Genomic DNA, 23,900 nt, shown 5'->3' on the forward strand with positions numbered 1-23,900 from the left:
AAACATCAACATCAATACCAGACCAGTTACCACTTGAGTCAGGGCTAGAAAAACCCGGTGTACCTGTTGATACGCCACACGTTAAACTACCTTTAGTTTGTACATCCTTTAAAGTATCACTATGGAATATACCCGCTTGTACACCAAAACTACCAATCGCTATTAACGATACAGCAGATAATTTTAATAACTTATTCATAAAACTTCTCCTCATTGAGATTAATTAAAAATGCAGCACTTAATCATTTACCACATGGTGAAAGTTTAAAGGATAAATCGCTTTATGAGAAGAGTTTTACTAAAAAAAAACTAGGTTCTTTTTTGATACATAGATACCAAACCTAGGAGCATGGTAACGGTAATAATAATACTAAGATGTTTAGAATCAACAATTGGTGAATAGCTACTATAAGCTGAGGCCAATGTTGTACTGGTTAATAAAGAGGCGCCCAAAACTGTTAACAGTTTAATAAGGGTTGATAGTTTCATCAGTCTAATGAATAAGTGCCACACTAAGTGACATGATAACTGCAGCTGATGAATAGATAATTGTGTGTAATGCTAAGTTCATTGTTTCTCTCCCTGGAAAAAATAAATTATTAAAAAAAATTAGTGAATCGTTGTACCGATTAGTTGTGTAATGATAGATTTTGACGAACTTGAATTTTTAAGCGTAGCTCTGGCATACCATTTCTTTGCTAACTTCTCGTTTGCCTGAATACCTTCACCCGTTAAATATGCATACCAAACATTAAACTGAGCAGGTAAATTACCCTGCTTAGCCGCTCTTTGATACCAGTAAAAAGCATTTGCTGTATTTCTAGCAACGTCTTGACCTTTTTGGAAAATATCTGCCAATTTGTATTGAGCGCTTGCATCCCCTAAATAAGCCTGCTGCTGGATCTTTATTGTTTCAACTTTTAGCTCTGATTCGGCTAACAAATGTGCATGTACTTTGTTCATAACATTTTCCTCATTTAGTTGTTAATTTGAGCCAAATATACCGTGATTTTAATAGCCTGTAAAGGGCTATTAACAATAAAAATTATATATTATATATTTACTTAAAAACAATGAGTTATGTGGTATTTATGGTATTAATAACTCTATAGTTATTTTTTAACTAATATAACTCTTTTACATAGGTGGTAAAAAATAACTATAATAGGTAAAAAAAACAAGCATAAACAGACAAAACAACATGGCCAATAAAACCAAAGACTACCTAGCTAAAGTGCGCAAAAAGACTGGCTTTTCAGACTATAAAATATCGCAGAAATATGAGATTAATCAGTCTAATTTAAGTAAATATAAATCAGGAAGAGCTGCCCTTTCTGAAACACATGCCTGGCTATTTGCCGATATCTTGAATATTAATCCTGCTGAGGTTGTTGCCAACACCAAGCTTGAGCATGCAAAAATGAAAGGTGATAAATCGAAGGTTATATTTTGGCAGGAGCGGCTTAAAAACCTTTCAAACATCTCTGAGTCTATCAAAATCGATATTGCGCAAATTAACCCCATTGTTGGGGATTTAAACAATAATGCCCAAAAAATTATTGATTTAAGCCTTAAAGCCACCCAACAAGGTTGCGACTTATTAGTTTTTCCAGAATTATCCTTAACAGGCTACCTACCTGAAGATCTACTATTACGGGCTGGATTCATTCAGCAAGTAGATGAAAAAGTAACCATGATAAAAAATGCCATCCCTGAAAATATTTCTATTATTTTTGGCGCACCTCATCAACAAGCGGGTAATTTGTACAATGCCGCTTATTTGGTTCAGGAAAAAGAGATTCAAATTTATCACAAACAACAGTTGCCAAATTACAGCGTTTTTGATGAAAAGCGCTACTTTAGCGCAGGTAGTCAGCCTTTTATTTTTACCATCAAAGGTCAACGCATTGGCTTATTGGTTTGTGCCGATCTTTGGGATGCAGACACAGTTAGAGAAACTGTTAGATATGGTGTGAGTAGTATTATTAGTATTAACGCCTCCCCTTTTCACGTTGGTAAACACCAGCAACGACTCAATGAGGTTAAAAACCGTGTACTTGAAAATCAAGTGGGCTTTGTTTACGCCAACTTAGTGGGTGGTCAAGATGAAATTATCTTTGATGGCGGCTCATTTGCCATGGATGCCAAGGCACAACTCACCCACCAGTTGCCATTTTTTGAAACGGCCACGAGCTCGTTAACAGATCCTTACACACCAGCAGAAAGTGCCAGTGTTGAAAAAACAATTTACGATGCTTTAGTGCTTGCCACTAAAGATTATATTGAAAAAAATGGGGTTTTTAAAGGAGTGGTTATCGGCTTATCTGGTGGTATCGACTCCGCACTAACACTAGCCATTGCAGCAGATGCCATTGGCAGTGAAAAAGTCAAAGCCATTATGATGCCCTACACCTACACCTCCAACATGAGCCTAGAGGATGCCAAAGCTCAGGCCAGCACCATGAATATTGATTATCAAGAAATTAGCATTCACTCGATGGTTGAAAGCTTTAACTCTCAATTGAGTGGTGTATTTAGCGGTCTGCAGGCTGATACCACTGAAGAAAACCTGCAAGCTAGAGTGCGTGGAACCCTACTCATGGCCATTTCCAATAAACTTGGTAGCATTGTTCTTACTACTGGCAATAAGTCAGAAATGGCTGTCGGCTATGCTACTTTATATGGCGATATGTCGGGCGGCTTTGCCCCACTTAAAGACGTGTCAAAAACCATGGTTTACCGATTAGCAAAGTATCGTAACACTCAGTCTTACATCATTCCTGGTCGGGTGATTGATCGAGAGCCTTCTGCAGAGCTGGCGCCTAATCAAGTGGATCAGGACTCCCTACCGCCATACGATGAACTAGATGCTATTCTTGGTCTATTCATTGAGCAAAGACTCTCTGTTAAAGATATCGTAAACCAGGGGTTTAACCAACAAACTGTGGAGCGCATTAGCCAACTGGTGCTTAATAATGAATATAAACGCAGACAAAGCGCTCCAGGGCCAAAAATTTCAAAAAATGCCTTTGGAAAAGAGCGTCGCTATCCTATGACTTCTAAGTTCAAACCTTAGGAAAATACTTTTAGAATCCCTTGAGCTTTGTGTGTGGTCTCTTCCAATTCACGCTTAGAGTTGGAATCAAACACAATGCCAGCACCCGCTCTAAAGCTTAGGTTTTTGCCTTGTTTAATCATGGTGCGAATGAGAATATTAAAATCCATTTTGCCATTATTACTAATATAGCCCAATGAACCTGTGTAAGCCTCTCTAGCCTCACCTTCCAGCTCGGAAATAATCTGCATACAACGAATTTTAGGGCATCCGGTAATGGTTCCACCTGGGAATAATGCCTTTACTAAATGCTTAACATTCATAGCGGGCTTTAAAGTACCCTTAATATTAGAAACAATATGATGCACATAGGGATAAGTTTCCAGTGCCATTACTTCATTCACCTCAATTGAGCCATACTCACACACCCTGCCCAAATCATTACGCTCCAAATCCAGCAGCATAATATGCTCAGCTTGCTCTTTAGGGTGATTGATTAAACGCTGTTTGAGCAATTCATCCTCATCACCCGCACCTCGAGGGTGCGTGCCTGCAATGGGGCGTGTTTCAACCTGATCACCATCCACACTAAACAAGCGCTCGGGCGAGGAAGAAATAATACTAAAGTTTTCAAATTGAGCGAGCGCTGAAAACGGTGCTGGATTGGATGCCTTTAGACCACTGTAAAGCTGTGCAGCGCTACATTCATGCTCTAAAGTATATTGCCAAGCCCGTGATAAATTCACTTGAAACACGTCACCCGCTTCAATATAATCCTTAATTTTTTCAACACCAGACAAGAATTTTGCATCGGGTTCACAGTCCAATACACCTGAAAAATTAGAAGAATCTGCATCCACTTTGACTTGTTTAATGTCAGTTAGCACTTGATCTATTCTTGTTTGATCACCCTGTTCATCTAATAAATAAGTCTTATTTAGCTGATGATCAAGCACAATAGCACAAGGTATTTTGGATGCTATTGCAACAGGCAAATTGCTGCTGTACATACTCTCTAACAAGGTTGGCTCGATTTGACCGATCAACTCATAAGACAAATAAACAAACCAGCCACCGGTAAAAGGTAGTTGTGAATACTGAGTATTATTCGTGGTAATTTGAGAAGACAACGTTTCTAAAAAATTAAAATCTGTCAAATTTTCTAGCACCAATTCTTGCTGTGGATGTGCAAACAAAATCGAGTAACGATTGTTAATATTATGATTAACGCTTTCCAGTAAAAAGGGGTAGCGCCTGGTGTTTAACTGGCACAGAGCGTCCAAAGAAAAATTTGGAATTTCTAAAACTTTCATGCTAATTTAGCTGCTTAGACTCGCTACTTGTTGACTCGGCAGGTGTAATTTTACTAAGCAGTTGTTGGGCGCGATTAGCAACACGGTGAGATGGGAATTTATCCAACATACTGCTAAGTAGTTTTTGTGCTTTTTCAGTTTGCTTTAATTCAACATACACCCTGGCCAATTCAAACAAAGAGTTGGCATACTTATGATGTAGCGGGCTGTTTTGTTGAAATGCCACAAATGTGTTTTTTGCCAATGAGTATTGCTCTTGTGCTAAATAAGTTTTGGCCAGCCAATAGTGTGCATCGGATGCATGGTTATTATCAGGATAAATATCCAAATATTGTTTAAATAATATAATGGCTTGATCATACTGATCAGTTACTAGAAGTGAGCGTGCATTGGTGTATATTTTTTTGGCTTTTTTATTGTGCTCACGCACGCGCATCATGGTTTGCTCAACCACAGAGCTAGATTTTTTGTATTCCATTAAATTAAACAATTCAGTAATTTTTTGCCTGCTGATTTGCTGTTGTTGCTCTAATTGCTCAATTTTTCCTTTTAACGATTTATTAGTACGCACTAAACGCTTAATTTTTTTATTATGATCCATGATCACTTTATCGGTATTAATACCCGCAGAAGCGGGCTGCCAAGCAAACACGGTTAATAAAAAAACTAAGAAAAAACGCTGCATAATTCTCTACTGATAAATAAACTCAACACGTCGGTTTTGCTGCCAAGCACTTTCGTTATGAAGCTGGGCAGTTGGATTTTCTTCACCAAAGCTGATCACATTAACTCGAGAAGATAAATCATACAAACCTAGAATTTCTTTTACTGCTAGGGCGCGATTTTCACCCAATGCTAAGTTGTACTCACGTGTACCACGCTCATCTGCATGCCCTTCTAGGCGCAGATTAAGGGCTGGATTATCGCGCATGAAATTGGCATGCTTGATAACCTCTTGTGTTGCTGCCTCATCAATCTCACTACCATCATAAGAAAAATGTAATACAAACTTAGCGCCTGAGTTTTTTAACTGGGCCACCGCCATTCTAGCAGCGTTATTTTGAGCCGCTGAACGCGCATGATTGCCTGCAAATTCTTGTGATTGAAAGCTGGAAGAATCTGCCGCAATAATACTCTCTTGAGTGGCAGACACATCCTCTTGTGAAGTTACCACAGCTGGCCTTGGTGCAACTTTTTGATAAAGCTCTTCAACCGTTGACGAACATGACGATAGTAGAATGGTAGCTGTTACTAATGAGGCAATTTTTAACATGACAATCTCCTGATATTATTTAGAATAATGTGACCAATTCGGCTCTCGAACTTCACCAGCCTTACTGACTAACTCAAAGGTTTGGTGACCTAAGATAGAAACCACGGATAACACACCCGAATCGTCTTTATTGGTGGCAAAGATAATCATACTACCATTCGGAGAAAAGAAAGGGGATTCATCCAGTTTATTTTGTGTCATGACCATTAGATCTTTAGTGGCAATATCAAGCAATGCAATACGATAATCTTTATCCACTCGGTGTACCAAAGCCAAACTTTTGCCATCTGGTGAAAAAACAGCTTTAGCGTTATAGCTTCCTACAAAAGTGGCTCGGTTAATTTTGCCAGTTTTTAGATGTTTGATATACACTTGAACTTGACCCGAACGATTAGAAGTAAAGGCAATACGCTCACCATCAGCAGAATAACTTGCTTCTGTATCAATACTAACATCACTGGTTAATCGAGTTAGTTTTTTGTCTTTAAGGTGATACGAATAAATATCTTTATTGCCATCTTTAGATAAAGTTAAGACAATACTCTCACCATTTGGGTGCCAAGCAGGTGCTGAGGCAATGCCATCAAAATAAGGTAGTTTTTGAGTTTTACGGCGCACGAACGGATACTGAATAAACACCTCAGAACGACCATTCTTAAAAGACACATAAGCAATTTTATTTTGATCAGGTGACCAGGCAGGCGATAAAATTGGGCTGGCCGCTCTTAGGATGGTTTGCGGATTTTGTGCATCTGAGTCTGATATTTCTAGCTTATATTCGCGCTTACCTCGACCTTTGTTGGCAACAGTTACATACGCTAAACGAGTGTCAAACGAGCCTTTCTCACCCAATAAGGCAAAGTATATTTGGTCTGACAGATAATGTGTAATACGCCTAATACCACTATTATGTACAGCAAACTTTTTGGCATACAATGTTTTTCTTGAATACACATCTAGCAGCTCAATTTCGACATTGAAAATTTTCTTACTAACCTTTTCGAGCTTACCAATAACAATGGCTTCAGTTTTTTGAGCTTGCCACTTGTCAAAATCAACTTGACTGGTAACAATATAATCAGCACTAGAGGCGTTAAATTCGCCAGAACGGTTAAAGTTATCACGCATAATATGCGCAATCGTTTCACCCTGCTTAGCATCACCTTTGACCAAAAAAGGAGAAATAACAATTGGAAAGGCGTCTTCAGCTTTTTTTAAAACGGTTACCTCTAAAACGGCAAAAACACTTGCACTATAAAATGTTAAAAAAGCAGCGATTAGTTTAATCATTCTCTTTCTTCAATCCAGTTCATTTGAATGGCTTCTAGGATTTTTTCACCAGATTTTTCAGCTTCATCTTCAAACTCCGCCAAAGCCATAACCATCTCTCTTAAGTCAACAAACCCAACTGTCAAGGGGCTTATGTCAGGGTGAGCTTCATCCAAAGCAATCGCGATCTCTAAGGAATCCGTCCAGTTCATAAAAATACCTAAAAAATAATCAATAATTAGCTTAATTTTAAAACAAATAGTCGGCAATCATGTGTCTTTTTAGCAAGTAAGCACTGTTTAAATACGGCGCACTTCTTGAATAAATTTAAGGGTTTCTAAAGCTTGAGTAATTTCATACAAATGATGAGAGCTTGTTACACTAATAACCAAATCAAGTGATTTAATTGAGTTGTCTTTTTCTTGCACTTCAATATGCTCAATATTACTTTCTAACTTTGATACCATATTGGCAATTGAGGCAAGTGTACCGCGCTGATTGTCTACATCTACAGTGATCTTAACATCGAAACTCTCGCCCTTCTCAGGCTGCCAATCAACTGCCATCCATTGTGCTTGCTTACTTTTTAAGCGCACTAGATTGGTACAATCAGAGCGATGCATAACCAACCCTTTTGTAGTAGTTAAGATGCCAGAAACCTTGTCCCCTGGAATAGGGTAGCAACAATGAGCGAAGCTAATTGCTTTATCTCGTGTTGAGCTAATTCTGACACTTTGAGCTGAATATTGATCATCATCATACTGCAGCTTGTTGAGTACTACTGAGACTAAAATTTCACTCAAGCCAATCTTTAGATGCATATCCTCCAAAGAATCACAAGCTAATTCATTAAGGCAAGTTTGCCATTTTTTGGTACTAATACTCTCTACATCAACAGTAAGATAATCAAGCGCATTAGATAATAAATATTCACCAAGCTGGATCAACTCTGAGGCAGACTGAGTTTTTAAATATATTTTAATTGCAGCTTTAGCCTTAGCTGTTACCGACATTTGTAGCCAAGACGGATGTGGCTTGGCATGCTCATCTGTAACAATTTCTACCGTTTGCCCTGAGCGAAGTCGTGTTGAAATAGGGGCGCTGACTTGGTCAATTTTAGCTTTAACAGTTTTGTTGCCGATATTGGTATGCACCATATAGGCAAAGTCAAGCACGGTTGCTCGATATGGCAGCTGCATAATATCACCTTCAGGGGTAAATACAAACACCTCTGACGGGAACAAATCATTTTTGGTTTCTTCTAAGAATTCGACCGATGTGCCTGAGTTTTGCTGAATATCAAGCAATGATCCTAACCAGTTGCTAGCCAGCTCGGAATCATTATCTGAATCACTTTTATAGTGCCAGTGTGCAGCAATCCCGTATTCAGATACAAAATGCATATCTTCAGAGCGAATTTGCACTTCAATAAAAATCTTATTAGGGCCAAATAAAATAGTATGTAGCGATTGATAGCCATTGGATTTTGGTAAAGCAACATAATCTTTAAATTTACCGGGTAATGGCTTATATAGGTTATGAATCACACCAAGCGCCTGATAACACTGCGCCACATCTTTAACAATCACTCGAAAAGCATACATATCTAGCACTTGATTAAATTTCAAGCGCTTATTTTTCATTTTTTTATAGATACTACAAGGTTGTTTTTGTCTCCCGCTAATCTCAACTCCAGGTAGCTCTTCTTGCACTAGGCGATTATCAAGTTGCTCCTGAATATGCTTAATAACCTTGGTCCTATTGCCACATTGCTTTTTAATCTGGCTTGCTAGCACCTTATGACGAAATGGATGAATAATAGCAAAACAAAGATTATCTAGCTCAACCCTAATACTATTAAGACCTAATCTTCTGGCAATTGGCGCATGAATCTCAACAGTTTCTTTGGCAATTCTCAGTTGTTTATCTCTACGCATAGAATCCAAAGTACGCATATTATGCAAGCGATCAGCTAGCTTGATCACCATCACTCGCATATCGTCACTCATGGCTAAAAACAACTTTCGAAAGTTCTGCGCCTGCTTGTCTACAGTGGTGTGAAATTCTAGCCCGGTTAATTTAGAAACACCTTCTACAATATGAGCAATTTCATAGCCAAAATCATAGTTTATCTCTTCATAGGTCACACTAGTGTCTTCAATGCAATCGTGTAATAATGCCGCAACAATACAATAATAATCCAGTTGAAGTTCTGCCAAAATCATCGCCACAGAAAGTGGGTGGAATACGTAAGCCTCACCTGATTTGCGATATTGACCATCATGAGCCGTTGCTGCAACCACATAAGCCTGATACACCCCCTCCACCTGAGATTTAGACATATATAATTCAAGCACCTCGCACAGATCACTAATTAGAATTCTTGAATTGTTTTTCGACATGTAGTTTGGGCTAAATCTAGAGTTAAGTTTTGCCATTATAATACTTATGCGTCAGTATAATGTTGTGCATATTTATAATAAATTTACGTAATAATCCATGAAAAAACTTATTCTAATCCTACCTTTACTTACATTATTCCTTGGCGGCTGTTTTTGGGAAGATGAGAAAAAACGTGAATCAATCACCAAGGGCTGGTCTCCAAAAACCTTCTTTACTCAAGCAAAAGAACAAGTTTCAGCCGGCTCTATGGATAAAGCCATTGAACTTTTCGAACAACTTCAAGCTGCTTATCCAGGCTCTAAATACGCCCTACAATCCAAACTAGAAATCGCTTACGCACTTTATAAAAGCGAAGATTATGATTCAGCGATCGAACGCCTTAATAGCTACATTAAGCTTTACCCTAACCACTTCTCCACGCCTTACGCTTATTACTTACGCGGGGTTATTTCAGAAGATAAATCACGCTCAATCTTAGATGATTACATTACTGATAACGCCCAGCGTGACGTTAACTCAGTGCGAGATGCTTTTAACTATTACTTGGCACTGATTGACAAATTTCCAAAAACTGAATACACCGAGGAAGCAAAAACTCGCCTAATTGTACTTAGGAATATCTTATCTCGTCATGAGTTGTTTGTGGCTATTTACTATACCAAAAAAGGGGCAAATATTGCTGCCATTAATCGCAGTAAATACATTATTGAAAAATACCCAAATACACCTTCTATCCCTGCAGCACTGCACTTAATGGCACATAACTACGATATTATCAACACACCAATTCTTGCCAAAGATGCACGCCGCGTATTAGCAAAAAGCTACCCTTTATACACACCACACTACTCATTAGAAGACTAGCTAGCACATACCGCTCATGACCAAACTGGAGCGATCGTTCGCACTCAAAATATCGCTGATCATGGCAACACGCATGCTAGGGTTGTTTATGATTTTCCCGATTTTCTCCGTCTATGCTGATCATTACACGCAAGTCACACCACTGTTAATAGGTGTAGCTATCGGTGCTTACGGCCTTACACAAGCATTTTTTCAAATACCATTTGGCTACTTATCAGATAAATATGGGCGCAAGCCTTTGTTAATAATAGGCCTTATTATTTTCTTTATAGGTAGTCTTATTGCAGCCGATGCAAGTGATATTTACCAGGTGGTGGTTGGTAGAGCCTTACAAGGTGCGGGTGCTATTTCTGCCGTGCTCATGGCTTTTTTGGCAGATTATGTCAGTGAGGATGAGCGTCCAAAGGCCAATGCATTTGTAGGGGTTCAAATTGGTATGGCCTTTATGCTGGCTTTACTATTAGGCCCTATTATTGGTCATCAATTTGGCATTTCGGGTTTATTTTGGATAATTGCAGCACTTTCGATTGTGGCTCTGCTAGTGGTTGCTACCTTGCCAAATGCTAAGCCAAAAAAACAATATACACTCTCGGTTAACAACTTTAAGAAAATCCTAACACCCGACCTAATTAGACTTGATTTTAGTGTCTTTGCTCTACACTTAATCCTTACCAGTGCCTTTATCGCTATTCCAATTTTTCTAATCGATAACAATATTCTATCCATTCAAGACAATTGGCAAATTTACCTGCCAGTGATCGTCCTATCTTTTTTAGGCATGATTCCAATGATCATTGTTGCCACCAAATTTCAAAAAACCAAAACCATTTTCTTATTGTCGATTTTCTTGCTAGCATTAAGTCAAATACTGTTTTACCAAACGGCCTTAAATTACGCCACATTTTTCATTATTTTGACTATATTTTTTACCGCATTTAATGCCTTAGAAGCGCTACTACCTTCACTTATTGCTAAAACAGCTAGCAGTGAAAAACGTGGGCTAGCGATGGGTTTTTATGCCAGTTCGCAATTCTTGGGTGCATTTGCAGGTGGTATTTTAGGTGGGTGGATTTATCACACATTTGGTCTAAATAGTGTATTCTTATTCACCACATTTATCGCACTTATTTGGTGGCTAATTGCCCTAAGCATGAGCACTGAACAACATTAAAAATTTACCGGAGAAAACACAATGGCAGGCATTAATAAAGTAATTTTAGTAGGTAACTTAGGCCAAAAGCCAGAGGTTAAATTTGCATCAAATGGTAATGCAATTGCCAACCTTTCAGTGGCAACAAGTGAAAGTTGGACGGATAAAAATACTGGTCAAAAACAAGAAAAAACAGAATGGCATCGCGTTAGTTTGTTTGGCAAGTTAGCAGAAATTGCTGGCCAATATTTAGACAAAGGCTCTAAAGTCTATGTTGAAGGTAAGCTTCAAACACGTAAATGGCAAGATAAATCTGGTGCTGATCGCTATACGACTGAAGTGGTTGTTTCAGGATTTAATGGCACCCTACAGATGCTTGATCGTCGTGAAGGCGCACCAATGGGTGGTGGCGCTCCACAATCTGCACCAAGCGCACCTCGAGCACAAGCACCTACACAAGACCCGATCACTCCTGTTGATAACGGTTTTGACGACGACATACCGTTCTGAACATAACCTCACACTTTTTGTAAAGTTTTAAACTATACAAACACCCAATTAAAGCCTTGCTGTAGCAAGGTTTTTTTTTGGCTCTAGCTCTCTTAAACTCTCTTGATACCGTGGTTATACATTCTAACCATACCCTTGAGACCATGATCACTTAACTTTGCCCATGGCTTGATATCTTGCTGATAGCCCTTATGCCAAGGCTGAATTATTTCGGTGTTAATCTTGGCCTGAGTATGGACAGATTGCGCATAATCTTTTGCCAGGGTTTGGGCAGCCATAGAGGTTCCAGCTGTTGAGATTGATGCGGTAACGGCCATCACCATGTTTTTAACTTTCATATCTTCTCCTATTTTTTTTAGCGGGTTATTTTCACTATACGCCTTATAACAAATAGATTCAAGTGCTTTAAAATATTGCAAAACCCACATATTTAAACATCAATAGGGATAATCATCCTATTCAGTATTCTTAATTAACCCTGTATGAATGATAAAAAAATAGCACAAATTTGGATTGATGCAGATGCTTGTCCAGTTGTTATTAAAGAGATTCTCTTTAAGGCAGCTGATCGCACTCGAACTCAAATAACGCTAGTGGCAAATCATGCACTACACTTACCACCCTCTAGTTATTTAAACTTTATTCAAGTAACTGCAGGGTTTGATGTGGCTGACAATGAAATTGTTAAGCGTATGCATGCAGGTGATTTGGTGATTACTAGCGACATTCCCTTGGCAGACGAGGTGATTACCAAAGGTGGGCTTGCGCTCAGCCCTAGAGGGGAATTATTCAGTGCAGATAACATCAAATCAAAACTCAGTATGCGAGATTTTATGGATGTGATACGCTCAAGTGGCGTACAAACAGGCGGTCCATCTACCTTAAGTCAAGCAGATCGACAAGCCTTTGCTAACCGCTTAGATCATTGGCTAAATCAGAATAAATCCTAGCGCCAAGTTGGCTTCATATACATACCTGGTGTCGCTTCTTCTGCCATAACCTTACCCGGCTCCATCATGGTTCGTATCCCTTGATCCATGCCTGGCACCATAAACGATGACTGTGGCTGTCGATACTGCTGCTGTGGTTGCACACCTGGATTAAATGGCATCATACTCATCCCGCCAAAAGGCTGTGTCGGTTGTGCTTGACGGGCTGAAGGAGTGTTCATTGCCCACGGCATTGGGTTGTACACAGGCTGAGCATATCTTTGTCTTGGCGCTGCATATCTCGAATTAGAGTATCTAGGCTGGGCATAACTTTGAGCACCCCACGGCATAGAATTGCCAAAAGGTTGCATTTGCGGCTGACTAAAGCCTTGTGCGCCAAATGGTGACATCATAGAAGATGGATTAGTAAAATTAGCATTCGACATCGTGCTGACAACTAGTGCCAATCCTAGGCAAGTTTTAATAATATGACGCCTTGTATTTTTCATGTTTAGCTCTCCTCAAGAATTAAATAGTGTGAGTTTGAACTATACACTGAGCGTGAGATAGATGTAGATTTTTTTCACTAAACAATAAAAAAAACCTGCGACAAGCAGGCTTTGTTTGGTGTGTTTTAACTTAATTTACTTAGTTTTTTTTCACCTGATCTCTTTCATCCCAATAATTTGCCTTATCCTTTAAAATCCAACGAACACCGCCCTTAGGGTTTTCAACATCGCCTTTATATCTTGGAATTAAATGCACATGCAAATGCTTAACACTTTGCCCTGCCATTTCACCATTGTTGACACCAATGTTATAAGCATCTGGTTTAAACTCCTCATCAAGCAGTAATTTAGCCTTTTGTACAGCAATACCGATAGCTAGTAATTCCGCCTCAGTTGCCTCAAAATAGGTTGCAAAATGGCGCTTAGGAATCACTAACGTATGCCCAGGTGACGCGGGAAAATTATCAATAAAAGTAAGTGTTAAATCACACTCGCCAATGATTCTTTCTTGATTTCTTAATTTACAAAACAAACACTCTGTACTCATATTATTGCCCTAGGTTAAAGATGGATAATTCGGACAGATATTTTACCTCAAGCAAACATCGGGTATTTAAAGGCTTTAATTAATATGTGTTTAGACGTAAAAAAGCCGGCAATTAGCCGGCTCTTAAGTTAAAACAACTTAGTCTTATTTAGTTGCTTCAGCTGCGGGTGTTGCGCTTGTTTCAGCAGTTGCCGGAATGGCTTGGTTGTAGCCATAATTCCAAGGTGCGCTATTCATATTCATTGGACCGAATGAATTCGAGCCCGTGTCCATACCAAACGGAGAGGTGCTAGTACCAAAATTAAACGGCTGATTATTGCCACCACGATTAAACGGACTGAAGTTCGAGTTAGTCTTCATTGGGCCAAAGTTATTACTATTGCCCCAAGGTGCATTATTAAAATTGCCACCGTTCATTGGCATATTCTTACTCCAATTACCATTGTTTGACCAAGGTGCATTGTTAAAATTTTGACCATTCCATGGTGTATTTCCCCAAGAGTTATTGCTCCATGGGCCATTATTCAAGTTGCCGAAATTATTGCCATTACTCCATGGTGTGTTACTACCAAAATTCATTGGATCGTTACTGTTCCAATTATTACTGAAAGCAGAAGCACTCAGTGCGACCGTCATTAATGTTGTTGCGATGATTTTTTTCATATTTTCCTCATTTTTTGTTAAGTTTATCTTGCGGGTGTTACATTATTCCAAGGGCCGTTATTCATCGGTCCAAACGAATTATTTCGGAAGTTAAGCGGCTGTGAATTTCCCCACGGCGCTTGATTCCAATTATTATTTTGCCAAGGTGTGTTATTACCCCATGGTCCATTATTACGCCAATTACGATTATTCCATGGTCCGTTGTTGTTACGCGGTCCATTGTTATTAAAGCCAGCGCCATTCCAAGGAGTGTTGTTGTTTGTATCAAACTCGTCCATCATATCATCCATTTCTTCACTAAACCAGTCTGGTGTGAATAGCGAATATGGATTATGCGCGATAAAACCATTATTAGCATTGTTGACATTGCTTCCACCCCAGCCATTATTGCCCCATGGACCATTACCAAAACCAGCTGATGCGCTAAGCGCTAATGTCATTAATGATACAGTTACTATCTTCTTCATACACCCTCCTCCTTATTGTTGTTTAATAATAAATCCTAATTATAAACCACTTAAAGCTATTGTTTGGACGAAAAAAAACCAGCAACTAGTGCTGGTTTTTTTTAAACTAACTAAAACTTACTTAGCTGGTGCAACTGGTGCTGTAGGCGCCTGAGTGTTGTTCCAAGGGTTGTTAAAGTTGTTGTATGGGTTGTAACCATTAAAGTTGTTATTGTTGTTCCAACCATTGTTGTTGTTATTGAATTCATCATCAAACTCATCTACCATGTTTGACATTTCTTCCATGTACCAACGTGGATCCCAGTAATCGTATGGGTTGTAACCAAACATACCGTTATCTTCTTGGTAACCGTTGTTATTGTAGTTATTACCGTTGTTCCAAGGCATGTCATTACTGTTAAAAAATGCGTTTGCACTTAGAGAAGCTGCTACTAATGCGATTGCTAAAAGTTTTTTCATTGTCTTATCTCCATATCTAAAATTATTTAAGAAACTATATTATAACATGATAATATAATATTGCAAGCTTTATTTAACAATTAAAACCCACGGCCATACGGACTCTTGGGCTCAGAAAAATTATAATTAGCTGGATACGGGTTTGGCAAATTCAGCGCCGGCTCCGCCACATTACCTGGGTTGGAGAAGGACATGGCTGCAGGCGTCCTGTAAACAGGCCTGGGTATTTGCTGAGATTCAGCTTGAAACGCTTGATTGGGTGTGGGCATTTGCGACATATTAAATTGTGAGCCACCAACGTTGTAAGGGCGATTATTGTAAGGGTAAGGGTAATTACTATTACGCCCATCACTAAATGGATTGTTATCTGTTACTTTTTCCATCCAAAACATTGGCGTCCAAACTGGCCAATCATTATCTTTATAATCAGACCCATAACTATTAAAGTCTAAAAATGCTTGCGCATTAAAGCTAACAGCAATCAAACCTACTAATACTGTCTTGTTCATTACACCTCCCCTATTCGTGTCATTAAGCGTAATTATAAAGCTGAATTTATGTTGCGTGGGTACTTATAGCCTTTGGGTATAATAGCGCACATGAGTACAAAACAGATATTACAATCGCTTTTAGAGCAACGAATTTTAGTGCTAGATGGCGCCATGGGCACCATGATTCAAAAGCACAAACTCAGTGAACAAGACTATCGTGGTGAACGCTTTAAAGATTGGTCTACATTGGTGCAGGGCAATAACGACCTACTATCCCTAACTCAACCAAAAATCATCCAAGATATTCACCGCTCATATTTAGAAGTGGGTGCGGACATTGTTGAAACTAACACCTTTAATGCCACCAAAACTTCCATGTCTGATTATCAAATGGAAGCACTTGCTTACGAGATTAATGTAGAGAGTGCGCGCTTAGCAAAAGCTGCTTGTGATGAATTTTCAACCAAAGACAAGCCACGCTTTGTGGCTGGTGTTATTGGCCCAACATCACGCACTTGTTCGCTTTCACCCGATGTAAACGATCCTGGCTTTAGAAATGTAACCTTTGACGAACTAGTTGAAGTTTATATGGAATCTACCCGTGGACTGATTGAAGGAGGTGCTGATATTATTTTGATTGAAACCATCTTTGATACGCTTAATGCTAAGGCTGCTATTTTTGCCGTGCAAGAAGTCTTTGAGCAAGATGGTATTGAGCTTCCAATCATGATTTCAGGCACTATTACCGATGCTTCAGGCCGTACACTTTCTGGGCAAATGACTGAAGCCTTTTACAATTCACTACGTCACGCAAACCCTATTTCTATTGGTCTTAATTGTGCACTCGGCCCTGACTTGTTGCGCCAATATGTGGCTGAAATGTCACGCGTGGCTAACACCTATGTATCCGCTCACCCAAATGCTGGCCTGCCGAATGAGTTTGGTGAGTACGATCTAGGCGCTATCACCATGGGCAAGCAGGTTAGCGAATGGGCAGAATCTGGTTTGGTTAACATTTTAGGTGGCTGTTGTGGCTCTACGCCTGAGCATATCAAGTGCATTGCCGATGCGATTGAAAACCTAGCACCTAGAAAAATCCCCGCCATTAAGCCTGAATGCCGCCTGTCTGGCTTAGAGGCTTTTAATATTGCAGATGATGCTTTATTTGTCAACGTGGGTGAGCGTGCCAATGTCACTGGCTCTGCCAAATTTAAGCGCTTAATTCTTAACGAAGAATACGAAGAAGCTCTGGACATTTGTCGTGCCCAAGTTGAAGATGGCGCTCAAGTGGTTGATATTAATATGGATGAGGGAATGCTTGATGGCAAAGCAGCCATGATTCGCTTTCTTAATCTGATCGCTTCCGAGCCTGATATTTCCAAAGTACCACTCATGGTGGATTCTTCCAAGTGGGAAATTATTGAAGCCGGCCTAAAATGCACACAAGGCAAGGCAATTGTTAACTCTATCTCGCTTAAAGAAGGCAAAGATAACTTTGTTAAATATGCACATCTTTGCAAACGCTATGGTGCGGCCATTATTGTTATGGCCTTTGATGAACAAGGCCAGGCTGACACCCAAGCGCGCAAAATTGAAATCTGCACCAATGCTTACAACATTTTAGTTAATGAGGTTGATTTCCCGCCAGAAGATATTATTTTCGATCCGAATATTTTTGCCGTAGCCACCGGTATTGAAGAGCACAATAACTACGGTGTTGATTTTATCGAAGCCACTCGAGAGATCACTAAAAATCTACCATTTGCCAAAATATCAGGCGGTGTATCCAACGTCTCATTCTCATTTAGGGGCAACAACCCTGTGCGTGAAGCCATTCACTCAGTCTTTTTATACCACGCTATTAAAGCCGGTATGACCATGGGTATTGTTAATGCGGGTCAGTTGGTGGTTTACGATGACATTGATCCAGAACTTAAAAAAGCTGTAGAAGATGTGGTGCTTAATACCGATGATAATGCTGGTGAGCGCTTGGTTGAAATTGCTGGAAAATTCTCTGGTGAGTTACAACAAAAAGACAATAAAAAAGATTTAGAGTGGCGTACTTGGACGGTTGAAAAACGCCTAGAGCATTCTTTGGTTAAAGGTATTACTGAATTTATTGATGAAGACACTCAAGAAGCTCTTGACAAACTAGGCCGCCCTATTCTGGTGATTGAAGGTCCACTCATGGACGGCATGAATGTCGTTGGTGATTTGTTTGGCGATGGAAAAATGTTTTTGCCACAAGTGGTGAAATCCGCCCGAGTAATGAAAAAATCCGTAGCTTATCTAGATCCATTCCTTGAAGCAGAAAAACAAGAATGTGGCTCTAGAGCTCAGGGCAAAATTCTCATGGCAACCGTTAAAGGTGATGTGCATGATATTGGCAAAAATATTGTTGGTGTGGTGCTTTCGTGTAATAATTATGAAATTATTGATCTCGGCGTCATGGTCCCGGCTGAAACCATCCTAGAAACAGCCATCAAAGAAAATGTTGATATTATTGGCCTTTCTGGGCTGATCACGCCATCGCTTGATGAAATGGTTTCTGTTGCCAAAGAAATGACACGTCAAGGCTTTGAGCTACCACTAATGATTGGTGGTGCCACCACCTCAATTGCACACACCGCTGTAAAGATTGAGCCAGAGTACGACAAAGGCGTGTTCTATGTTAAAGACGCTTCTAAGGCCGTTGGTGTTGCTACCTCATTACTATCAAATGAGCTCAAACCCGATCTGGTTAGTAACACCAAAGCAGAGTACGAACAAGTGCGTCTCAGACGTGCTAATAAAGGCAAAAGCAAGCTAATCAGCCTGGAGGCTGCTAGAAATAACAAGCCTAGCATTAAATTTGACAACATTAGCAAGCCTAACGAACTCGGTGTTCATGTTTTTAAAGACTACGATTTAAATGAAATCTTTAAATTTATTGATTGGGTGCCATTCTTCCGCACTTGGGAGCTCGCTGGTAAATTCCCCGATATTCTCACTGATGACGTGGTGGGTGAATCTGCCACACAACTGTTTAACGATGCAAAAGTCATGTTCAAAAAAGTTATCGATGAAAAACTTTTACAAGCAAACGCCGTGGTGGGTATCTTTCCAGCAAATAGTGTCAATGAAGATATTGAGCTAACTAATGATAATGGTGAGGTGTTTATGACACTTAATCACTTGCGTCAACAATTGGATAAAAAAGGCAACACCCCTAATTTTTGCCTGAGTGATTTTATCGCCCCGAAAGACAGTGGCGTGCAAGATTATATGGGTGCTTTTGCAGTAACAGCAGGCATCAATATAGACCCATTAGTTGAAGTTTATGAAGCAGACCATGATGACTACAACTCAATCATGATTAAGGCGGTAGCCGATCGTTTTGCTGAAGCTTTTGCAGAAATGATGCACTATAAATTCCGCACAGAAATCTGGGGCTATAGCGATGAAGATTTTAACAATGAAAAACTCATTGAAGAAAAATACCATGGCATCCGCCCTGCTCCAGGATATCCGTCGTGCCCTGAGCATAGTGAAAAAGAAAAGCTATGGGATTTACTCGATGTTGAAAAAAATACCGGCATGACGCTAACAAGCTCATATGCTATGCTACCGACAGCTAGCGTTAGTGGCTGGTATTTTGCCAATAAAGATTCAAGATATTTTGGTGTGGCGAAAATTAATCAAGAGCAGGTCCAAGACTACGCTAAACGCAAAGGCGTTTCCATCGAGCAAGCAGAAAGGCTGTTATCACCTAATTTGGAATAAGCTTAATCTAAATTTTCAGGCAGCATGTTGAATTCTTCTTTTTTTAAGATTAAGCTAATTTTGCGTGTCTTCTGGTATTTTCATAAGTTGTTGAATTTTTACCATCGCTTCTAGATGCGCCTTATGCTTGAAATACTTTTATACCGTGCTGTTTGCTCAAAAGTATTAGCGTGAAACTCTTTTTTCACATGCGCCACCTAGTTGATTGCAAGTCATTGCCTTCATTTTATCCCCTCTTTAATCTGTGTTTAATTCTCCAATTCTATTGAATGAATACACTCAATTAAACGCACAACCTGGCGTGTACAACAACCATTACCACTAGTAGCATAAGTGATATTTCTAACCTCATCCACTGTTGTGGCACCGTTTGCAATGGCATCAATAACATCCATCTTGGGAACCTCGTTGCAAATACATAGATTTTTATCTAAGTTGCGCTTGAGAATATCAGGCAACTTATCTAGAGGATTTTTGACAAAATTAGACTTCATAAAGGTTAAATTTTAATCGGTGCATAGTTTTTTATCATTAAAAAATTTTGAAAATAATGAAAATTAAAGTAAAACATGCCCACTCAAGGCTTTTATTACCTAGATAGATCTTTATCTGCGCATAAAATGGGTGAAAATACACGTTAATTTGAGAGAAAACAACTCTTTTCACTATTTAACAAACCATATTTTCGGCTTGATTAAAAAATTTCAGAAATTTTGTAAATGAGGCTGTTTTTTAAGCTTTATTCTGATGATCAATCTCAGTAGCTCTTAAATCCTTAGCCAATTGATCAAGAGAGGCGTTAATAAGCTTAAAGGCCCCTTCTGCACCGTACAGTTTAGTAATTTCAAGCGCTTCATTAATCACCACTTTATACGGCACTTCGATGCTATTTTTTAGCTCGTATGCACCCAAATAAAGTACTGCATGCTCAACTGAACCTAGTTCGTCAGTCTCTCTAGAAATGGTTGGTGCAATAAGCGCATCTAACTCAGTTCTATTTTTAAGGATATTGATAAATAAATTGGAAAAAAAGGCTTTTGAAATCTTACCTTCTTTTTGATTGAGAAACTGCTGCTCAATTTGCAATACTTCGCCACCTGAGACCAAGTATTGATAAACAGCTTGAACAACACGCTCACGTGAGCGCTGCTTTGAGGTTTTAAAAGCCATAATTAAAAGCGTTGAGCATCTGCTTGTTGTAGCAGATACAGCATTTCAATCATGGCCATAGTAGCCTCTTCACCTTTGTTGCCTTTATAGCCACCAGCACGCCCTATGGTTTGATCCATGTTAAGCGTTGTCAGTACGCCAAAGGTTGTTGGAATTTCGTAATTGTAGGATACTTCAGCTATACCTTTTGAGCATTCATTGCAAACATAAACATCATGCGGGGTTTCGCCTTTGATCACAGCACCAAGTGTAACAATGCCGTCATATAAATTTTGGCCATTGGCTTGTTGTGCTGCTAGACGCTTGGCCAATAATGGAATCTCGAAGGCACCAGGTGCATAAAAAACATTAACATTATTTTCATTAATGCCATATTTGGCTAATGTATCTTGCGCAGCAGCGAGTAATTTATCACCAATATCTTGGTAGAAGTAACCCACAATAATAGCTACTTTACTGTCTTTCAAGAAGTCGCTATTTGCATTTTTATCAAATTGAAAATTCATCTTATTCCTTTAATGTTTAAGCTCTACGTACTCACTTACCTCAAGACCAAATCCTTTAAGGCCATGAAGCTTTCTTGGCGAGCCTAGAATTCTCATTTTTTTAACCCCTAAATCAGACAAAATTTGCGCACCAACACCGTAAGTCTTAATGTCATCGCCCATCTCACGAGAGCTATTATCAATATTTTGTAAGATCGATTGCTCACTTTGCTTTCTGAGTAGCAAAAACACGCCACTCTGCGACTTAGAGATATGTTTAAGCGCATCATCCACACCAAAGCCTTTGGTACTTTCTTGCAAGACATCTCTAAAAGTGTCTTCCATATGAACACGTACACAAGTGTCTTGATCGTGGGTGATTTCACCCTTAACTAAAGCTAGGTGAGTTTCATTGTAAATACTGTCAAGGAATGAAATTAATCTGAAAGAGCCGTACTCTGTTTCAAACTCACGCTCATTGACACGCTCAATGGTTTTCTCATTTTCAATACGATAAGAAATTAAATCTTCGATCGTACCCCATTTAATTTGATGTTTTTCGGCAAAAATTTCTAAATCGTCGCGTCTAGCCATAGAGCCATCTTCATTCAAGATTTCAACAATCACTGAAGCGGGCTCAAACCCAGATAAACGTGCAAGATCACAACCTGCCTCGGTATGGCCTGCACGAATCAGCACGCCACCAGGTTGCGCCATTAGAGGGAAAATATGCCCAGGTTGAACGATATCAGATGGTTTAGCATCTTTTGCCACTGCATCCAAAACTGTTTTAGCTCTATCGGCCGCTGAAATACCAGTTGTTACCCCTTCTACTGCTTCAATTGAAACGGTGAAATTGGTGCCATTGGCGTCATTATTTTGCGCCACCATGAGTGGTAAATTAAGCTGCTTACAACGTTCTTGCGTTAGTGTTAAGCAAATTAAACCACGACCGTGAGTAGCCATAAAGTTAATATCTTCTTTGGTGCAAGTCGCCGCAGGAATGATTAAGTCTCCTTCATTTTCGCGATCTTCATCATCCATTAGGATGATCATTTTGCCTTGCTTATAATCTTCTAAAATTTCTTCAATCGTTGCTTTTCTCATGACTTATTTATTGTTTAATAATTGCTCTAAATGGCGCGCAATAATATCAACCTCTAGGTTGACTTGATCGCCTGTTTTTAATTCGCCTAACGTTGTTACACTTAATGTGTGCGGAACAATGTTTAAATCGAAGGTATTACCATCAATACTATTAACAGTTAAACTCACTCCATTAATACACACAGAGCCCTTTCTAGCGATATATTTTACCAAATTATCAGGCGCACTAATCTTAAAACGCGTTGACTCTCCTTCGCTAAATTGCTCACTTACTTGGGCAATTCCATCCACATGACCACTGACCAAATGCCCATCAATACCTTGATTAAGTCTGAGTGCTTTTTCAAGATTGACTCGCATACCTTGCTCTAGTTTAGAGAAGATTGAACAATTTAGCGTTTCTTGGGAGACATCTGCTTTAAAAAAGTCCCGACCTACTTCTACCGCTGTTAAACACACGCCGTTGACCGCGATGCTGTCACCTATTGCAATACTTGAAAAATCAAAACTGGACGCAGTAAAGCTAAATACAGCGCCCTTATCGTAAGCAACTTTAGTTTTAATACTGCCAAGTGCCTGAATGATGCCGGTAAACATAAGTAAAGTGAACGATATTAAAGGTTTCTAATTTTACGCTAGTTGTTAGATATGAGGCTCTTGATAAATTTTTTTATCCTTTAACTGACAGCGTCTACCACTTTACTCTTTATTCTCAAAACAGTAGCAAAAACTAGCACCCAATAAAACAATCAGCCAAGCAAGGTAAATCCAAATCATCAGCAACATTAATATTGACAATGTTCCGTAAATAAACTCATAAATTGGAAAATATTGTATGTAAACAAACATGGCATATTTGATTATCTCTAATAATATGGCGGCAATAACACCTGCTTTAAGAGCATTAATGTATCTAACTTTTTCTAAAGGCACTGCATAATACAAAATTGAAAAACCCACGCTGGATAGAATTAGCGGAGTGAATAGTGGCGCATGATTAATCATGGGCAGTTGACTAAAAATATCCGATGCAACCACATAAGAGCTAAAAAATAACGATGCAGCAACAAATATTGGCCCTAAAAACAACACAAATAAATAAGAAATAAGCCCCCTCATCCAATGACGATGATGCACATCATGCCAAACCAGATTGATACGCTTATCGATTTCAAACAATAAAAGCATCACTGCAAAAATTAAAAAACTAGAGCTAATACCTTTTAAGGACTGAGCTTGATTGATAAATTGCTGGATATACTCTTTAGCAGTGCCATAGTTTTGTGGCAACAATTGTGTGTATAAAAATTGCTCTAAATACTGCTGAAGATCGTAAAAGTATGGAGAAAGTGAAAAAACACTTAAACCCAATGCAAACCCTGGAACCAAGGCAAATAAACTACTAAATGATAGTATTGAGGCAGAATCAAAGCCTTGGCGCTTTACAAATCTTTTCAATACGGTTTCGATCATA

Annotated in this window: 27 protein-coding genes and 1 pseudogene; 6 read left to right on the forward strand and 22 right to left on the reverse strand. The window is 39.2% G+C overall.

Annotation, left to right across the window (positions count from 1 at the left end):
• The 3 genes and pseudogenes from ABNR88_RS02905 to ABNR88_RS02915 form a co-directional block, all read right to left on the reverse strand.
• Positions 1–199: pseudogene (locus ABNR88_RS02905) on the reverse strand (amino acid ABC transporter substrate-binding protein); the annotation flags it as partial.
• A gap of 110 nt (positions 200–309) precedes the next feature.
• Positions 310–489: a hypothetical protein gene (locus ABNR88_RS02910; protein WP_291928300.1), complete on the reverse strand. Its 180-nt coding sequence runs from the start codon at positions 487–489 to the stop codon at positions 310–312.
• 120 nt (positions 490–609) lie between these two features.
• Positions 610–963: a tetratricopeptide repeat protein gene (locus ABNR88_RS02915; RefSeq protein ID WP_291928297.1), complete on the reverse strand. Its 354-nt coding sequence runs from the start codon at positions 961–963 to the stop codon at positions 610–612.
• A 238-nt stretch (positions 964–1,201) separates the two neighbouring features.
• Between ABNR88_RS02915 and ABNR88_RS02920 the strand changes: the two genes are divergently transcribed.
• Positions 1,202–3,076, forward strand: a complete 1,875-nt coding sequence (locus tag ABNR88_RS02920; protein ID WP_348669990.1) for an NAD+ synthase — start codon at positions 1,202–1,204, stop codon at positions 3,074–3,076.
• On the opposite strand, the gene ABNR88_RS02925 is transcribed toward ABNR88_RS02920, so the two are convergent.
• The 6 genes from ABNR88_RS02925 to ABNR88_RS02950 form a co-directional block, all read right to left on the reverse strand.
• Positions 3,073–4,368 (reverse strand): aminodeoxychorismate synthase component I, encoded by a 1,296-nt coding sequence (locus ABNR88_RS02925; RefSeq protein WP_291928291.1) that lies wholly within the window; start codon positions 4,366–4,368, stop codon positions 3,073–3,075. The two genes, ABNR88_RS02920 and ABNR88_RS02925, sit on opposite strands and share 4 nt — an antisense overlap.
• Position 4,369: 1 nt before the next feature.
• A complete protein-coding gene (locus tag ABNR88_RS02930) occupies positions 4,370–5,053 on the reverse strand; it encodes a tetratricopeptide repeat protein (RefSeq protein ID WP_291928288.1) in 684 nt (227 codons plus the stop codon).
• 6 nt (positions 5,054–5,059) lie between these two features.
• The gene (locus ABNR88_RS02935) at positions 5,060–5,641 is read right to left on the reverse strand and encodes an OmpA family protein (RefSeq protein ID WP_291928284.1); all 582 of its coding nucleotides are present in this window, start codon (positions 5,639–5,641) and stop codon (positions 5,060–5,062) included.
• A gap of 15 nt (positions 5,642–5,656) precedes the next feature.
• Positions 5,657–6,931: a Tol-Pal system beta propeller repeat protein TolB gene (gene tolB / locus ABNR88_RS02940; RefSeq protein ID WP_291928281.1), complete on the reverse strand. Its 1,275-nt coding sequence runs from the start codon at positions 6,929–6,931 to the stop codon at positions 5,657–5,659.
• Positions 6,928–7,122, reverse strand: coding sequence for a Fe-S cluster assembly protein IscX (gene iscX / locus ABNR88_RS02945; protein WP_291928278.1), 195 nt, complete (start codon positions 7,120–7,122; stop codon positions 6,928–6,930). The genes tolB and iscX overlap by 4 nt, the downstream gene beginning before the upstream one ends.
• An 87-nt stretch (positions 7,123–7,209) precedes the next feature.
• On the reverse strand, positions 7,210–9,348 hold the full coding sequence (locus ABNR88_RS02950) for a bifunctional (p)ppGpp synthetase/guanosine-3',5'-bis(diphosphate) 3'-pyrophosphohydrolase (RefSeq protein WP_291928275.1): 2,139 nt from the start codon (positions 9,346–9,348) through the stop codon (positions 7,210–7,212).
• Positions 9,349–9,409: 61 nt separating this feature from the next.
• On the opposite strand from ABNR88_RS02950, the gene ABNR88_RS02955 reads away from it, so the two are divergent.
• From ABNR88_RS02955 to ssb, 3 genes are read left to right on the forward strand one after another with little or no spacing between them, the layout of a single operon-like run.
• Positions 9,410–10,177 (forward strand): outer membrane protein assembly factor BamD, encoded by a 768-nt coding sequence (locus tag ABNR88_RS02955; protein WP_291928273.1) that lies wholly within the window; start codon positions 9,410–9,412, stop codon positions 10,175–10,177.
• A 16-nt stretch (positions 10,178–10,193) separates the two neighbouring features.
• A complete protein-coding gene (locus ABNR88_RS02960; protein ID WP_348669993.1) occupies positions 10,194–11,348 on the forward strand; it encodes an MFS transporter in 1,155 nt (384 codons plus the stop codon).
• 21 nt (positions 11,349–11,369) lie between these two features.
• The gene (ssb, locus tag ABNR88_RS02965) at positions 11,370–11,837 is read left to right on the forward strand and encodes a single-stranded DNA-binding protein (RefSeq protein ID WP_291928268.1); all 468 of its coding nucleotides are present in this window, start codon (positions 11,370–11,372) and stop codon (positions 11,835–11,837) included.
• A gap of 92 nt (positions 11,838–11,929) precedes the next feature.
• Here the strand turns inward: ssb and ABNR88_RS02970 are convergent, their stop codons facing one another.
• On the reverse strand, positions 11,930–12,175 hold the full coding sequence (locus ABNR88_RS02970; protein WP_291928266.1) for a hypothetical protein: 246 nt from the start codon (positions 12,173–12,175) through the stop codon (positions 11,930–11,932).
• Positions 12,176–12,319: 144 nt separating this feature from the next.
• Here ABNR88_RS02970 and ABNR88_RS02975 point away from each other — a divergent pair, with 144 nt between their 5' ends.
• Complete coding sequence (locus ABNR88_RS02975; RefSeq protein WP_291928263.1) at positions 12,320–12,787, forward strand: YaiI/YqxD family protein; 468 nt, start codon at positions 12,320–12,322, stop codon at positions 12,785–12,787.
• Here the strand turns inward: ABNR88_RS02975 and ABNR88_RS02980 are convergent.
• The 6 genes from ABNR88_RS02980 to ABNR88_RS03005 all read right to left on the reverse strand — a co-directional run bounded on the left by ABNR88_RS02980 (position 12,784) and on the right by ABNR88_RS03005 (position 15,920).
• A complete protein-coding gene (locus ABNR88_RS02980) occupies positions 12,784–13,275 on the reverse strand; it encodes a hypothetical protein (protein ID WP_291928261.1) in 492 nt (163 codons plus the stop codon). The genes ABNR88_RS02975 and ABNR88_RS02980 overlap by 4 nt on opposite strands.
• Before the next feature lie 139 nt (positions 13,276–13,414).
• Entirely contained in the window at positions 13,415–13,822 is a 408-nt protein-coding gene (locus tag ABNR88_RS02985; RefSeq protein ID WP_291928257.1) for an HIT family protein, read from the reverse strand.
• Positions 13,823–13,966: 144 nt separating this feature from the next.
• A complete protein-coding gene (locus ABNR88_RS02990; protein ID WP_348669996.1) occupies positions 13,967–14,485 on the reverse strand; it encodes a hypothetical protein in 519 nt (172 codons plus the stop codon).
• Positions 14,486–14,508: 23 nt separating this feature from the next.
• Positions 14,509–14,952 carry a hypothetical protein gene (locus tag ABNR88_RS02995; protein WP_348669998.1) on the reverse strand — a complete coding sequence of 148 codons (444 nt, stop codon included), beginning with the start codon at positions 14,950–14,952 and terminating at the stop codon, positions 14,509–14,511.
• 117 nt (positions 14,953–15,069) lie between these two features.
• Complete coding sequence (locus ABNR88_RS03000) at positions 15,070–15,411, reverse strand: hypothetical protein (protein ID WP_348670000.1); 342 nt, start codon at positions 15,409–15,411, stop codon at positions 15,070–15,072.
• 80 nt (positions 15,412–15,491) lie between these two features.
• A complete protein-coding gene (locus tag ABNR88_RS03005) occupies positions 15,492–15,920 on the reverse strand; it encodes a hypothetical protein (protein ID WP_291928829.1) in 429 nt (142 codons plus the stop codon).
• Between the two features lie 90 nt (positions 15,921–16,010).
• On the opposite strand from ABNR88_RS03005, the gene metH reads away from it, so the two are divergent.
• The gene (gene metH, locus ABNR88_RS03010) at positions 16,011–19,664 is read left to right on the forward strand and encodes a methionine synthase (RefSeq protein ID WP_291928832.1); all 3,654 of its coding nucleotides are present in this window, start codon (positions 16,011–16,013) and stop codon (positions 19,662–19,664) included.
• Between the two features lie 248 nt (positions 19,665–19,912).
• Here metH and ABNR88_RS03015 read toward each other — a convergent pair whose 3' ends face one another.
• The 6 genes from ABNR88_RS03015 to ABNR88_RS03040 all read right to left on the reverse strand — a co-directional run bounded on the left by ABNR88_RS03015 (position 19,913) and on the right by ABNR88_RS03040 (position 23,899).
• Positions 19,913–20,158, reverse strand: coding sequence for a (2Fe-2S)-binding protein (locus tag ABNR88_RS03015; protein ID WP_291928836.1), 246 nt, complete (start codon positions 20,156–20,158; stop codon positions 19,913–19,915).
• Between the two features lie 238 nt (positions 20,159–20,396).
• Positions 20,397–20,834, reverse strand: coding sequence for a transcription antitermination factor NusB (gene nusB / locus ABNR88_RS03020; RefSeq protein WP_291928838.1), 438 nt, complete (start codon positions 20,832–20,834; stop codon positions 20,397–20,399).
• Positions 20,835–20,836: 2 nt separating this feature from the next.
• Positions 20,837–21,340, reverse strand: a complete 504-nt coding sequence (ribH, locus tag ABNR88_RS03025; RefSeq protein ID WP_291928841.1) for a 6,7-dimethyl-8-ribityllumazine synthase — start codon at positions 21,338–21,340, stop codon at positions 20,837–20,839.
• A 9-nt stretch (positions 21,341–21,349) separates the two neighbouring features.
• Positions 21,350–22,426 carry a bifunctional 3,4-dihydroxy-2-butanone-4-phosphate synthase/GTP cyclohydrolase II gene (gene ribBA / locus ABNR88_RS03030; RefSeq protein WP_291928843.1) on the reverse strand — a complete coding sequence of 359 codons (1,077 nt, stop codon included), beginning with the start codon at positions 22,424–22,426 and terminating at the stop codon, positions 21,350–21,352.
• A 3-nt stretch (positions 22,427–22,429) separates the two neighbouring features.
• On the reverse strand, positions 22,430–23,023 hold the full coding sequence (locus ABNR88_RS03035; RefSeq protein WP_291928845.1) for a riboflavin synthase: 594 nt from the start codon (positions 23,021–23,023) through the stop codon (positions 22,430–22,432).
• Positions 23,024–23,125: 102 nt separating this feature from the next.
• Positions 23,126–23,899 (reverse strand): YihY family inner membrane protein, encoded by a 774-nt coding sequence (locus ABNR88_RS03040; protein ID WP_348670003.1) that lies wholly within the window; start codon positions 23,897–23,899, stop codon positions 23,126–23,128.
• Between the last annotated feature and the right edge of the window lies 1 nt (position 23,900).

It is taken from the genome of uncultured Candidatus Thioglobus sp., from assembly GCF_963981275.1.
GTDB lineage: Bacteria > Pseudomonadota > Gammaproteobacteria > PS1 > Pseudothioglobaceae > Thioglobus_A.